Annotated in this window: 14 protein-coding genes; 9 read left to right on the top strand and 5 right to left on the bottom strand. The window is 66.0% G+C overall.

Annotated elements, in window-relative coordinates; genetic code table 11:
• Window positions 1–153: 153 nt before the first annotated feature.
• Window positions 154–1,443, bottom strand: coding sequence for a tyrosine--tRNA ligase (gene tyrS, locus BUB53_RS02005; RefSeq protein WP_073032123.1), 1,290 nt, complete (start codon window positions 1,441–1,443; stop codon window positions 154–156).
• A gap of 63 nt (window positions 1,444–1,506) precedes the next feature.
• Between tyrS and BUB53_RS02000 the strand changes: the two genes are divergently transcribed.
• From BUB53_RS02000 to BUB53_RS01965, 8 genes are all read left to right on the top strand, one after another.
• On the top strand, window positions 1,507–2,634 hold the full coding sequence (locus tag BUB53_RS02000; RefSeq protein WP_073032121.1) for an anhydro-N-acetylmuramic acid kinase: 1,128 nt from the start codon (window positions 1,507–1,509) through the stop codon (window positions 2,632–2,634).
• Window positions 2,631–3,380: a maleate cis-trans isomerase family protein gene (locus tag BUB53_RS01995; RefSeq protein ID WP_073032119.1), complete on the top strand. Its 750-nt coding sequence runs from the start codon at window positions 2,631–2,633 to the stop codon at window positions 3,378–3,380. Before BUB53_RS02000 ends, BUB53_RS01995 begins: the two co-directional genes overlap by 4 nt.
• Entirely contained in the window at window positions 3,377–4,519 is a 1,143-nt protein-coding gene (locus tag BUB53_RS01990) for a trans-sulfuration enzyme family protein (RefSeq protein WP_073032116.1), read from the top strand. The genes BUB53_RS01995 and BUB53_RS01990 overlap by 4 nt, the downstream gene beginning before the upstream one ends.
• 89 nt (window positions 4,520–4,608) lie before the next feature.
• The gene (locus BUB53_RS01985; protein WP_073032114.1) at window positions 4,609–5,694 is read left to right on the top strand and encodes an ABC transporter ATP-binding protein; all 1,086 of its coding nucleotides are present in this window, start codon (window positions 4,609–4,611) and stop codon (window positions 5,692–5,694) included.
• Window positions 5,695–5,868: 174 nt separating this feature from the next.
• Window positions 5,869–6,093, top strand: a complete 225-nt coding sequence (locus tag BUB53_RS01980; RefSeq protein ID WP_073032112.1) for a twin-arginine translocase TatA/TatE family subunit — start codon at window positions 5,869–5,871, stop codon at window positions 6,091–6,093.
• Window positions 6,094–6,100: 7 nt separating this feature from the next.
• Window positions 6,101–6,580, top strand: a complete 480-nt coding sequence (gene tatB / locus BUB53_RS01975; protein WP_073032110.1) for a Sec-independent protein translocase protein TatB — start codon at window positions 6,101–6,103, stop codon at window positions 6,578–6,580.
• Window positions 6,577–7,569, top strand: a complete 993-nt coding sequence (gene tatC, locus BUB53_RS01970; protein WP_073032107.1) for a twin-arginine translocase subunit TatC — start codon at window positions 6,577–6,579, stop codon at window positions 7,567–7,569. Before tatB ends, tatC begins: the two co-directional genes overlap by 4 nt.
• A complete protein-coding gene (locus BUB53_RS01965) occupies window positions 7,566–8,402 on the top strand; it encodes an ATP-binding protein (RefSeq protein ID WP_229709459.1) in 837 nt (278 codons plus the stop codon). The genes tatC and BUB53_RS01965 overlap by 4 nt, the downstream gene beginning before the upstream one ends.
• 73 nt (window positions 8,403–8,475) lie before the next feature.
• On the opposite strand, the gene BUB53_RS01960 is transcribed toward BUB53_RS01965, so the two are convergent.
• The 4 genes from BUB53_RS01960 to BUB53_RS01945 form a co-directional block, all read right to left on the bottom strand.
• Window positions 8,476–9,645: a peptidoglycan DD-metalloendopeptidase family protein gene (locus tag BUB53_RS01960; RefSeq protein ID WP_073032105.1), complete on the bottom strand. Its 1,170-nt coding sequence runs from the start codon at window positions 9,643–9,645 to the stop codon at window positions 8,476–8,478.
• A gap of 62 nt (window positions 9,646–9,707) precedes the next feature.
• On the bottom strand, window positions 9,708–10,364 hold the full coding sequence (locus BUB53_RS01955; protein WP_073032103.1) for a protein-L-isoaspartate(D-aspartate) O-methyltransferase: 657 nt from the start codon (window positions 10,362–10,364) through the stop codon (window positions 9,708–9,710).
• Window positions 10,361–11,143, bottom strand: a complete 783-nt coding sequence (gene surE / locus BUB53_RS01950) for a 5'/3'-nucleotidase SurE (RefSeq protein WP_073032101.1) — start codon at window positions 11,141–11,143, stop codon at window positions 10,361–10,363. Before surE ends, BUB53_RS01955 begins: the two co-directional genes overlap by 4 nt.
• A gap of 82 nt (window positions 11,144–11,225) precedes the next feature.
• Entirely contained in the window at window positions 11,226–11,879 is a 654-nt protein-coding gene (locus BUB53_RS01945; protein WP_073032099.1) for an SDR family NAD(P)-dependent oxidoreductase, read from the bottom strand.
• Window positions 11,880–11,993: 114 nt separating this feature from the next.
• On the opposite strand from BUB53_RS01945, the gene BUB53_RS01940 reads away from it, so the two are divergent.
• Window positions 11,994–12,566, top strand: coding sequence for a biotin transporter BioY (locus tag BUB53_RS01940; protein WP_073032097.1), 573 nt, complete (start codon window positions 11,994–11,996; stop codon window positions 12,564–12,566).
• Window positions 12,567–12,612: the final 46 nt, after the last annotated feature.

The raw sequence follows: 12,612 nt of genomic DNA, 5'->3' as shown, positions 1-12,612 counted from the left end.
CCATCGCGGGGTCCTTGCGGGTGCGGCTTGGAATTTCGTTATTTTGAGAAGTATCGAAGTGTTTGGGCGGGTGCAACGGTTTCCCGCCGCTCCCCTCGCCGTTTTCCGGTGGCGGGCGGCCCAAAACCCCATGGGCTTTGGGCGCGCGTTGGTTCAGTCCGCCAGTTTGACCAGCGCGTGGCGTTTCTTGCCGGCTGATAGTTTTACGGTGGCTTCTAGGTCTTTGACTTTAATGAAAGGAAAGTCAGGTGTTATGGGTTCGTCGTTCACCATAGCACCTTTTTCTAAGATAAGACGTTTGGCGTCTTTTCCTGTGTCTGCAAGGCGAGCTTCAACGAAAACGGTATTGGCAGCGCAATAGCTTTCGTCGTCGCCGGTTTGGAGCATTTCACCTGTCAAAATTTTAAGATCTTCTCGTTTTAGCTCGAAGGTGGGCAGGTCATCGCCGGTGCCGCCCTTTTCGAACACCTCGCGGGCGGTGGCCTCGGCGGCCTGTGCGGCCTCGGCCCCGTGCAGAAGGGTGGTGACCTCGTTGGCGAGGATCACCTTGGCCTCGTTGATCTCGGAGCCTTGCAGCGCGCCGAGACGGTCGCATTCATCCACGGGCAGTTCGGTGTAGTATTTCAGGAACCGGCCCACATCGGCATCGGTGGTGTTGCGCCAGAACTGCCAGAATTCATAAGGGCTGAGCATGTCGCCGTTGAGCCAGATCGCGCCGCCCGCCGATTTGCCCATCTTGCGCCCGTCCGAGGTGGTCAGGAGCGGCGAGGTGAGGCCGAACACCTCGGTGCCCGACACGCGGCGGGTCAGGTCGATGCCGTTGACGATGTTGCCCCACTGGTCCGAGCCGCCCATTTGCAGGGTGCAGCCATAGCGGCGGTTCAGCTCGAGGAAGTCATAGGCCTGAAGGATCATGTAGTTGAATTCGAGGAAGGACAGGGATTGTTCCCGGTCGAGCCGCGATTTCACCGACTCGAAGCTGAGCATCCGGTTGACCGAGAAATACCGCCCGATATCGCGCAGGAACTCGATGTATTTCAGCTCGTCCAGCCATTCGGCGTTGTTGAGCATCATCGCGCCGGTGCCGTCCTCGTAGGACAGGTAGCGCGCGAACACCTGCTGCATGCCGTCGATATTCTCGGCGATTTGCGACTCGTCCAGCAGGGGGCGTTCATCGGAGCGGAAGGAGGGATCGCCCACCTTGGTGGTGCCGCCGCCCATCAGGGTGATCGGGCGGTGACCGGTCTTTTGCAGCCAGCGCAGCATCATGATGTTCAGCAGATGCCCCACATGCAGCGATTTCGCGGTGGCGTCATAGCCGATATAGGCCGTCACCGCGCCCGCGATCAGGCTGTCGTCCAGCGCCTGAAGGTCGGTGCAGTCCGCGAGGAAGCCGCGCTCTTGCATGATGCGCAGGAATTCGGACTTGGGGTGGTAGGTCATATCGCTTGTCCCGGTCTTGATTGCGCGGCATGTATAGGCACGGAACACGCGAAGGGAAAGGCCATGTTGAAAGCGGGGCGTATCCGGGCACTGGGCGCGATGTCGGGCACGTCGCTCGATGGGGTGGATGCCGCTGTGGTCGAGACCGATGGCGAGCGGATTTATGGCTTTGGCGACAGCGTGTACCGGGCGTATTCGGCGCAGGAACAGGCGGTGCTGAGCGCCGCGCTGGGCCGCTGGCCGGGGGACGATCTGGACGAGGCGCTGGAGGTGGTGCAGCGCGCGCATATCGAGGCGCTGAGCGGGTTCGGGGATGTCGGGCTGATCGGGTTTCACGGCCAGACGCTGGCGCATGAGCCGCAGGGGCGGGGGACGCATCAGCTGGGCGATGGCGATGCGCTGGCCGAGGCGCTGCGCGTGCCGGTGGTCTGGGATTTCCGCAGTGCCGACATACGGCTGGGCGGTGAGGGCGCGCCACTGGCGCCGTTCTACCATTTCGCCTGTGCGCAGTGGATGGGGGCGACCGCGCCGCTGGCGTTTCTGAACCTCGGGGGGGTGGGCAACCTGACATGGGTGGACCCGCGCAGGGACCGCCCCGAGGAGGAGGGCGCGCTGCTGGCTTTCGATACCGGGCCGGCGAATGCGCCGATCAACGATGTGACGATGGCGCGGCGCGGCCAGCCCTTTGACCGGGACGGCGCGCTGGCGCGGCGGGGCGAGGTGGTGCAGGGGGCGCTGGAGCTGTTCCTGGACGAGCCCTATTTCCTCAGGATGCCGCCCAAGTCGCTGGATCGCGATGCGTTCCGGGACATGATCGCGCTGGTGGAGGAGTTGGACGATGCCGACGCGGTGGCCACGCTGACCGGGATGAGCGCCGCCGCCGTGCTGCGCGGGATGGAGCATTGCCCCGAGCCGCCCGAGCGGTTGCTGGTCACCGGGGGCGGGCGCAAGAACCCGGTGCTGATGGAGATGCTGCGCGTGGCGCTGGATTGCCCGGTGGAGCCGGTGGAGGCCGTGGGGCTCGATGGCGACATGCTGGAGGCGCAGGCATTTGCGCATCTGGCGGTGCGCGTGGCGCGGGGGCTGCCGACATCCTGCCCCGGCACGACGGGCGTGCGCGCGGGCGTGTCGGGGGGCACGATCAGCCGCCCGTCGCACGCCATCCGGACGATGGGAGGAGGAGGCGCATGATACCTTACGAGCTGGATCAGGGGGCCGGGCGGGGCCGCAGGCTGGGCCTGATCGTTCTGAGCACCGATGAAACGCTGGAATACGAGGCGCGGCAGGTGATCGACGGGCGCGAGGTGAACCTGCTGCATGCGCGCATTCCGGCGAATGCCCATGTGACGCCCGCGGATCTGGCGGCGATGGAGGGTGAGATGACCTCGACCGCGGCACGCCTGCCTGCGGGGCTGAATGCGGTGGGCTATGGCTGTACCTCGGGGGCGACGGTGATCGGCAGCGACCGGGTGGGCGAGTTGATCCGCGCGGCGCATCCCGATGTGCCGGTGACCGATCCAGCCCGCGCGGTGCGCGCGGCGCTGAAGCATCTGGGGGTGACGCGGATCGCGCTGGTGTCGCCCTATGTCGATACGGTTTCGGCGCCGGTGCGCGCGCTGCTGGCGCAGGACGGGATCGAGGTGGTGGCCGAGGCCAGCTATGGCATGAGCGAAGACTGGAGCGTGGCGCGCATCAGCGAGGACAGCACCCGCGCCGCGATGCTGGACACTGGCCGCGCCGGGGGCGTCGAGGCGATTTTCACCAGTTGCACGAACCTGCGCACCTTTGGCCTGATCGACGATGTCGAGGCGGCGCTGGGCCTGCCGGTGGTCAGTTCGAACCTTGCGCTGATGTGGCATGTGCTGCGGCTGGGCGGGATCGAAGACACCGAAGGCTGGGGGCCGGGGCGGTTGTTTCGGAACGGAGAGCATCGATGAGCGACAAGCGGTTGCACCCCGCCACCATCGCCGCCCGTGCGGCGGGAGCGCTGAACGCGGGCGATGGCGGGGTGATTCCCGGTATCTCGGTGGCGACGACCTATGCGCGGGGGGCGGACAATGCCTTGCTGCATCCGCGCAACATGTATTGCCGTGACGAGAACGATACCGTGCGTCAGGCCGAGGAGGTGATCCGCCAACTGGAAGGCGCCGAGGAGAGCCTGTTGTTCCCGTCGGGCATGGCCTCGGTCACGGCGCTGTTCCGCACGGTGCCGGACGGGGGGCGCGTGGTGATGCAATCGGGTATCTACTGGGGCGTGACATCCTGGGTGCGGGGCCATTGCGCGCGCCACGGGATCACGCTGGAGGAGGTGGACGCCACCGATGCCGGGGCGCTGGGCGCGGCCTGTGAAACCCCTGCCGATCTGGTGTGGATTGAGGTGCCGTCGAACCCGTGGCTGAAAACCGTGGATATCGCGCGCGCCGCCGATCTGGCGCATGGCGCGGGGGCGCTGCTGGCGGTGGATGGCACGGCGGCCTCGCCGGTGCTGACGCGGGCGCTGGACTTCGGTGCGGATATTTCGATGCATTCGGCGACCAAGTCGATGAACGGTCATACGGATGTGGTGGCCGGTGTCCTGTCCTGCCGGGACCGCGCGGCGCGCGTCTGGCAGGAGATCGCCCGCGAGCGCCATGACGGCGGGGCGATCCTCGGGCCGTTCGAGGCGTGGCTGCTGATGCGGGGATTGCGCACGCTGCCCCTGCGCATGGAGCGGATGTGCGAGAACGCCCTGCGCGTGGCGCAGGCGCTGGACGCGCATGAGGGGATCGAGGCGGTCTGGTATCCCGGCCTGCCGGGGCATCCGGGGCACGAGGTGGCGGCGCGGCAGATGACGGGTGGTTTCGGTTGCCTGCTGTCGGTTCTGGTGCGCGGCGATGCGGCCCGTGCCATCGGGGTGGCGGGGCGGTTGCAATTGTTTCATCGCGCCACGTCGCTGGGCGGGGTCGAAAGCCTGGTCGAGCATCGCGCCACCATCGAGCCCGACAGCGGCATTCCCGGCACCTTGCTGCGCCTGTCGGTCGGGATCGAGGATGCGGGCGACCTGATCGCGGATCTCAGGCAGGCGCTGGGCGGGTGAGGCGCGCTCTCTTGCGCAAATGCGGTGGGGTTGCTATCTGCCAGTCAAAGAAAATCCGATCAATTTGATCGGAAAGACAAGAGGCCAAGGTGCAGTCAGCAACCCCGAGACTTGAGATTCGCAACCTCGTGCGCAATTACGACGGGCGGCGCGTGGTGGACGATGTTTCGCTCAAGGTGATGCCGGGGCAGGTGACCTGCCTGCTGGGGCCGTCGGGCTGCGGGAAATCGACCACGCTGCGCATGATCGCCGGGGTCGAGATGCAGGATTCGGGGGAAATCTGGGTCGATGGCAACCTTGTCTGCGACACGTCGTTCCGTATCCCGCCCGAACGCCGCCATATCGGGCTGATGTTTCAGGATTTTGCGCTGTTTCCGCATCTGACGGTGCGGGCGAACGTGGCGTTCGGTCTGTCGGGCGACAAGGCCGATATCCAGCGCCGTGTCGATGAGTTGCTGGAGCGCGTCGGGCTGTCCAGCTATGGCGGCAAGTATCCGCATGAGCTGTCCGGCGGGGAGCAACAGCGCGTGGCGCTGGCCCGCGCGCTGGCGCCGCGCCCGTCGATCATGCTGATGGACGAGCCGTTTTCAGGGCTGGACAACCGGCTGCGCGACGGGATTCGCGACGAAACGCTGGATATCCTGCGCGAACAGGACACCGCCGTTCTGCTGGTCACGCACGAACCTGAGGAAGCGATGCGCATGGCCGACGAGATCGCGCTGATGCGCAACGGGCGGATCGTGCAGCAGGGCGCGCCCTATAACATCTACAACGCGCCGGTGGATCGGGATGCGGTGGCGTTTTTCAGCGATATCAACGTGATACGCGGCAAAGTTCAGGGGGCGCTGGTGCATACCGCCTTTGGCCGGTTCCTGACGCCGGGGGTGCAAGAGGGCAGCGAGGTGGATATCGTCATCCGCCCGCAGCACATCAAGATCGACTTCGACCGCAACGGGCGCGGCCCGGACCCGACGATCGAAATGGGCACGGCGGCGCGCGGCGTGGTGCGGCGGGCGCGCTTCATGGGCAGCGAAAGCCTTGTGGAATTCCGCATGGATCATGACGGCTCGATCATGCGCGCGACGGTGCCCAACGTCTTCCTGCCCAAGCCCGGCAAGCCGCTGTGGCTGATGATCCGGCGCGACAAGTGTTTCACCTTTCCGGTCAGGGCCTGAGAGCGCGGGTCGCGCGGCATTGACGGCGTTTTCCGGTCATCGGGCAGAGGAAATTGCCGATTTGTGGGGTCTGCGGCGGGATTGCGTCTTTCAACCCGCGCGCAGAGGGCTTAGATACGGATCACGAAATGCCGGGGCCGCGCAAAAACAGGCCCCGACAATGGGAGAGACATTATGCTGAACAATATCGGCCTTCCGGGGCTTCTTCTGATCGCTGTGGTGGTGCTGGTGCTTTTCGGTCGCGGCAAGATTTCGTCGCTGATGGGTGAGGTGGGCAAGGGCATCACCTCGTTCAAGAAGGGCGTTGCCGAGGGCAACAAGGAAATCGAGGACGCCAGCGAAGACGCCGCCGACACGGCGCGCGACGTGACCCCCGAAGACGAAAAAGACAAGGCCTGAGCCCTAGATGTTCGACCTGGGCTGGACCGAGCTGCTGGTGATCGGCATCGTCGCGCTGATCGTCGTTGGCCCCAAGGATCTGCCGGGCATGTTCCGGACGGTGGGCAATTTCGTGGGCAAGGCCAAGCGCATGGCCCGCGATTTCAGCCAGGCCATGAACGACGCCGCCGACGAGGCCGGGGTCAAGGACGTTTCGGACAGCCTGCGCAAGGCCACAAACCCGGTGGGCAGCGCCATGGACGAGGTCAAGAAGGCCTCTTCGACCTTCACCCAGGACACCATGGCCGGCCCCAAGAAGAAAAGCGAGCTGAGCGAGGAACGTCAGGCGCAGGCCGACAAGATCCGCGCCAGGACCGCCGAAAAGGCCACTGAACGCCGCGCCGCCGAAGAAGCCGCGCAGGCGAAGGCCGCCGCCGCAGAGGACGCATCCGGCACGGAGGATGCGGGCAAGGCTGCGACGGATACTGCCGAGGACAGCAAGGCATGAGCCCCTCTGACGAGATCGAAGACAGTTCGGCACCGCTGATCGAGCACCTGACCGAGCTGCGCTCGCGGCTGATCAAATCGGTCGTGGCCTTCCTGATCGGCATGATCATCTGTTTCACGGTGGCGACGCCGATCTTCAACTTCCTGACCGCGCCGCTGTGTCAGGTGCTGGCCAGCCGCGGGCAGGATTGCGGCCTGATCTTCATCTCGCCGCAGGAAGGGTTCTTCGTGGCGATCAAGGTGTCGCTGCTGGGGGGCTTCTTCCTGTCGTTTCCCTTCATCGCCAACCAGCTGTGGCGGTTCGTGGCGCCGGGGCTTTATAAATCGGAAAAGGGCGCGTTCCTGCCGTTCCTGATCGCCTCGCCGTTCATGTTCGTTCTGGGCGCGGCATTCGCGTTTTATGTGGTCACCCCGCTGGCCTATGACTTTTTCCTCGGATTCCAGCAATTCGGGCAGGGCGGCGAGGCGCTGCCGGCGGGCGATCCGCAGAACGCCGCGCCGCTGAGCGTGGTGTTCCAGGGCTCGGCGCAGGAATATCTGAACCTGACGATCAAGTTCATCGTGGCCTTTGGCCTGTGTTTCCAGCTGCCCGTGTTGCTGACGCTGATGGGCAAGGCCGGGCTGGTCAGTGCCGAAGGTCTGGGCAATGTGCGCAAATACGCGGTGGTGGGCATTCTGGTGCTGGCCGCGCTGGTGACGCCGCCCGATGTCATCACGCAGGTGATCCTGTTCGTGGTGGTCTATGGGCTTTACGAGATTTCCATCTGGCTGGTGCGCCGGGTCGAAACCAAGCGTGAGGCGCAGTTGCGCGCCGAGGGGCTGTGGTTTGACGAGGATGAGGACGAGGACGCGGCAAAAGAGGCCGGTGCCGGTGCCGAACCCGACACGGCCGCGCATCACGACAGCGACCCGTATGGCGAGGAAGAGTTCGACGATCCCTTGCTGGACGAGTTCGATAATGAAGACGACGATAAGGACAATTCCAAGTGAGCGACCCGCTTGAGCGCATCGCCGCGGCACTGGAGCGCATGTCGCCCGCGCCGCTGAACGCCCCGGATTTCGACGCTGCCGACGCCTTCGTCTGGCATGTGGAGCCCGACCGGCTGGAGCCTGTGCCGCAGGTGAACCGGGTGGACATGTCGCTTCTGGTGGGGGTGGATCGTTCGCGCGATACGCTGCTGGAGAATACCCGCCAGTTCGCGCGGGGCCTGCCGGCCAACAACGCGTTGCTGTGGGGCGCGCGGGGCATGGGGAAATCGAGCCTCGTCAAGGCGGTGCATGCCGCCGTGCGCGCCGAAGACCTGCCGCTGAAGATCGTCGAATTGCAGCGCGAGGACCTGCCGAGCGTGTCGCGCCTGCTGAACCATCTGCGCGGCAGCGAGGCGCGGTTCATCCTGTTCTGCGACGACCTGTCCTTCAGCCATGACGACCAGCATTACAAGTCGCTCAAGGCGGTGCTGGATGGCGGGATTGAAGGGCGACCCGAGAACGTGGTGTTCTACGCCACCTCGAACCGCCGTCACCTGATGCCACGCGACATGATCGAGAACGAGCGCGGCTCGGCGATCAGCCCGTCGGAGGCGACCGAGGAAAAGGTTTCCCTGTCGGACCGGTTCGGGCTGTGGCTGGGTTTCCACCCTTGCGATCAGGACGAATACCTGACCATGATCCGGGGCTATTGCGATGCCCATGGCATTGAGATCGACGACGAAACCCTGCGTGCCGAGGCGATCGAATGGCAGGCCACGCGCGGCGCGCGTTCGGGCCGGGTGGCGTGGCAGTATTTCACCGATCTCGCGGGGCGGCGCGGCGTCGCGCTCTGATCGGGGGCTTCTTCCCGGCGACAATACTCTGTGGAGCACGAGGGGCTTGAACCCCTCGTGATGCCTGTGCGGGTCAGTTCAGGTAGTTGTTGGGATCGACGCTGTCGAAGCCGTCGCGCACCTCGAAATGCAGGGCCGCCGCGCCATCGCGGCGAATCTCGGCCAGTTTGCCGCCGCGCCTGACGCTATCGCCCTTTTTCACCGTGACATTGGCGATGTTGGAATAGACCGTCAGCAGGTTGTCGGGGTGTTTCAGCACGATGATCGGGATGCCGTTGGTATCTTCGGTGATCGCGGCCACGACACCGTCGGCGGCGGCGCCCACCGGCGTGCCCGCGGCGGCGGAAATGTCGATCCCGTCATTCCTGCCCTTGGCGTAATCGCGGATGATGTCGCCGCGCACCGGAAAGGCCATGCGCGCGCCCGAATTCGTCTGGGTCTGGGTGGCGCCCAGATCGGGGGCGCTGGTGGTTTGCACGGGTTTGGCCGCCGGTGTCGTGTCCTTTTCGGGCAGCGGCGTGGAGGCCGAGGGCGGTTCGGGTGTGGGCGATCCGGCGCCGGGAGCGGTGACCGCGGTCGTTGCGGTTTGTTGGGCGGTGTCGCTGTCGGCCTGGGCGACCGGGATCAGCAGGAACTGCCCTTCGCGCACCGCGAAGTCCGCCCCGAGCCCGTTCCATTCGGCAAGGCTGCGGACCGAGACGTTATAGAGCCGCGCGATGGTATAGGCGGTTTCGCCGCGTTCGACCTTGTGGCGCACGGGTTCGACCCCGGTTTGCGACGGGGGCAGTGTTCTGCTCTGGACCGTGGTGGCGGTATCCGGGGCGGAGTTGATCGCATCGCCGGCCAGGGTGGTGATGTCCACCTCGCCGGGGGGCTGGATCGGGCCGCCGGCGGGTTCGGCCACGCGCGAGGGCAGGGCGATGACCTCTCCTTTGCGCAGGGGATCGCCGGTTTGCATGCCGTTATATTGCGCCAGCGATTGCACATCGGCGCCGATGCGCGCCGCGAGGCTGGCCAGGGTATCGCCGCGCCGGGCCACGGCCACCTGATAGCCGGGATAGGAGATGATGCCGCGGCTGTCGGGTTGCGGGCGGGTGGTGGTGGCGGTCTGCGCGGCCTCTGCCGTGCTGTGGGCATTGCCGAAGGCACCGCGCAGGTCGTAATCGAGCGGCTGCTGGCAGGCGGCCAGCGCCAGACATGCGGTGCCCGCGAGAAGCGGCGCTTTGGGGAAGGGGAATGTCATCTCGATCTTGTCCTCATGCTCCTGCGCCCCTTGTTGGCCGGGGCCTCTGCGTGTCAAACTCGTCAGCCATCGCGCCCCAGCCCTTCGACCAGCGGCACGAACCGCACCGGACGCAGCTCGTCATAGTCAAGGCCCGTTTCGGTGCGCGTGACGCGGATCAGGCTTTGGACGGTATCGGACTGCCCCACCGGCAACACCATGATACCGCCGATTTTCAACTGCGCCAAGAGAGGTCCGGGCGGGTCTTCGGCGGCGGCGGTCACGAGGATGCGATCGAACGGGGCCTGATCGGGCAGGCCGAAACTGCCGTCGGCGGTGACGGCGGTGATGTTGGTCAGGTCGAGGTCGCGGAAAATCTCGCTGGCTTCGGTCACCAGCCGCTTGTGGCGGTCGACGGTATAGACCCGGCGTGCGAGGTGGCTGAGGATCGCGGCCTGATAGCCGCTGCCGGTGCCGACCTCGAGCACCTTGTCGCGGGGGGTGACCTGCAACGCCTGGCTCATCAGACCGACGACCGAGGGCTGGCTGATCGTCTGGCCGCAGGCGATGGGCAGGGGCATGTCCTCATAGGCGCGGGCGGCGAAATAGCCGCGGATGAAGGGGCCGCGATCAACCTTTTCCATCGCCGTCAGCACGCGCATGTCGGTCACGCCCTTGGAGCGCAGCGCGAACAGGAACTGCATCTTGCGTTCGGCGATATCGCTGGCGTCGTCGGTCATTCTATCGCCTTGAGCGCCTCCAGCGCGTCATGGGCCGTCAGGTCGGCGCGCATCGGCGTGACCGAGATATAGCCCTTGAGGTTCATGTCGGCATCCGTGCCCGGTGAGGTGGGTTGCTGTTGCGGTGCGCCGGTCACCCACAGGAAGCGCCGCCCCGAGGGCGAGTGGACGGGTTGCACCCCGAAGCCCATGTCGCGGCGGAAGCCCTGCGGCGCGACCTTGACGCCCTTGACCTCGGTCGCCGGGAGGGGCGGGAAGTTGATGTTGTAGAAGATGCCGTAATCGTCTTCGGTCCAGATGCCGGACTCCAGCAGTTTGCGCAGGGTGGGCAGGCCGTGCAGGCGGGCGGCTTCGAACGGGTCGGGGGTGTCCCTGACGGCGGGGCCGTAATACTGGCTGAGCGCCACGGCGCGGCAGCCTTGCAGGGCGGCCTCCATCGCGCCGCCCAGGGTGCCGGAATAGAGCGCGTTCTCGGCCGAGTTGTTGCCCCGGTTCACGCCCGAGAGCACCAGATCGGGGCGGGCATCGGCCATCACGTCATGGATCGCGGCCAGCACGCAGTCGGCGGGGCTGCCTTCGGCGGCGAAGCGGCGTTCGCCCATCTGGCTGACCATCATCGGGCGGGTGTAGGAAATGCAGTGGGCCACGCCGGATTGTTCGAAAGCGGGCGCGACGACCCAGACCTCGCCCTCGGGGCCGGCGAGGCCGGTGGCGATTTCTTCGAGAACCTTCAGTCCGGGGGCGTTGATCCCGTCGTCATTGGTGATGAGAATGCGCAATGCCCCGTACCCCTTGTTTTGCCTGCTTCGTCTGCCTGTCTATCCGGGCAAGGCAGATGCGGCAAGCGTTTGGGGCACGCGCCTAATCAAGTGTGGCCAACAGGCGGCGGGCCTCGTCGGTGGCGCTGGCCAGCGGGGCGCGATCCTCGCCGGGGAAGAAGCGGGCGCGGGTGGCGGTGGCCATCGGTTGGGGCGCAAGCACATGCACCTGCGGGCCGGTGCGCGCGGTTTCGGCCTGCCAGCTGCGCGCCAGCGCGATCTGGGCCGCCTTGGTCGCGCCATAGGCGCCGAAGAATTTCTGGCCCGCGCGGTCGTCCTCGAAAAACAGGGCGCGGCCCGTATCGCCCAGAAGCGGCGTGACAAAGGGAATCAGGCGGCCCGTGGCGGTGACGTTCACCTCGACCGATTTTTCCCATGCCTTTTCGTCCATATGCCCGGCCGGCGCGAGCGGCGCGGCGTGCACGGCGGTGTGCGCCCATGTGGCCACCGCGCCCCAGCGATCGTGGATCGAGCGGCAAAGCTGGCGCATGGCATCGACATTGGCGATGTCCATCGGCGCGAGCGTGGCCTGACCGCCCGCCGCCTGAATGCGGTCATCCAGTTCCTCGAGCGCGCCGGTGGTGCGGGCGACGGCGACGACATGGTGGGTTTTCGCCAGTTCCACGGCGAGCGCGAAACCCAGGCCGCGCGAGGCGCCGGTGACGAGGGCAATCTTTTGTTCCGGTGTTTCGGTCATGTTCGGGAAATCTCACCTGATTGCCGCGATGGCAAGTGCCTTTGATTGACAACCGCCGCCGCGATCCAAAATGTCGCGCCCATCTATGACATAAACACGGGGAGACACAATTCCATGTCGCAGGACAGAGTTCTCAGCAAGGCCGTGCTCGGCCGGCAAACCCTGCTCAATACCGTCGGTCTGATTCTCGGCGGGTCGCTTTTCGTGGCGCTGGCCGCGCAGGTCAGCGTGCCGATGTACCCGGTGCCGATGACCTTGCAAACGCTGGCGATCCTGATTGTCGGGCTGACCTATGGCGCGCGGTTGGGGGCGTTGACGTTGCTGGCCTATCTGGCCGAGGGCGCGATGGGGCTGCCGGTGTTTGCCGGTGGCGGCAATGGCGCATCGCTGGTGGGGCCGACGGCGGGGTTCCTGTTCGGGTTCGTGCCGATGGCGTATCTGGCCGGGCTGGCCGCCGAGAAAGGGCTTGCGCGCGGTCTGGTCGGCACCACGGTGGTTGGGGCGGTCGTGACGCTTCTGGTGTTCGTGCCGGGTGTTGCGTGGCTGAGCACCTTTATCGGGTTCGAGACGGCCGTTCAGGCGGGCATGCTGCCGTTCCTCCTGGGGATGGTGGTCAAGTCGGCCATTGCCGCGATGGTTGTCCGGGGCGGCTGGAAGGCTGTCGAGGCATATCGCGCGAAGGGCTGAGCCTGTCGGTCGGTGAGGCAATGCGCCGTCCCGTGCGGGGCGGCGT

Source organism: Roseovarius pacificus (assembly GCF_900142665.1).
Taxonomy (GTDB): domain Bacteria; phylum Pseudomonadota; class Alphaproteobacteria; order Rhodobacterales; family Rhodobacteraceae; genus Roseovarius; species Roseovarius pacificus.
This window is presented reverse-complemented; position numbering and strand designations above follow the sequence as displayed.